At 77.6% G+C, this 669-nt stretch carries 1 protein-coding gene; it reads left to right on the plus strand.

The annotated features are described in order from the left end of the window. Positions 1 to 669 (plus strand): ComEC/Rec2 family competence protein (locus tag B7767_RS37780; protein ID WP_143652871.1); only part of this gene is annotated, 669 nt, incomplete at both ends.

A 669-nucleotide genomic window follows, 5' to 3' on the forward strand; every position in this document is an offset into this window, starting at 1 on the left:
CGGCGACCGGTTCGCCGCCGTGCTGCGGGTGAAGGGCAGGGACGGCCCGGAGACCGTGGGCGGGCCGTCGGGTCCGCAGCGGCTGGCGGGACGGCTGCGGGCCGGACTGCGGGAGGCGACCGACGGACTGCCGGCGGACGCGCGGGCGCTGCTGCCCGGCCTGGTCGTGGGCGACACCGCGAGGATCACCCCGGAACTGGACGAGGCGTTCCGGGAGACCGACCTCACCCACACGCTCGCCGTCTCCGGCGCCAACTTCACCATCCTCCTCGCCCTGCTCCTCGGCTCGCCCGGCCTGGCGCAGCGGGCCGAGCGACGCGGACTCGCCCCCCGTCTCGGCATCCCCCTGCGGACCACCGCACTCCTCGGCGCGACGCTCTCCCTCGCCTTCGTCGTCGTGTGCCGGCCCGATCCCAGCGTGCTGCGGGCCGCCGCCTGCGGCTCCGTCGCCCTGCTCGCGCTCGCCACCGGCCGCCGCAGATCACTGATCCCGGCGCTGGCGACGGCGGTCCTGCTCCTGGTGCTCTACGACCCCTGGCTGGCCCGCAGTCCCGGCTTCCTGCTCTCCGTGCTGGCCACCGGCGCGCTGCTCACGCTCGCGCCACGCTGGAGCGCGGGACTGCGGCGGCACGGGGTGCCGCCCCGCCTCGCGGAGGCGCTGGCCGCCGC

The sequence above is a fragment of the Streptomyces sp. 13-12-16 genome, assembly GCF_002114215.1.
Taxonomy (GTDB): Bacteria; Actinomycetota; Actinomycetes; order Streptomycetales; family Streptomycetaceae; genus Streptomyces.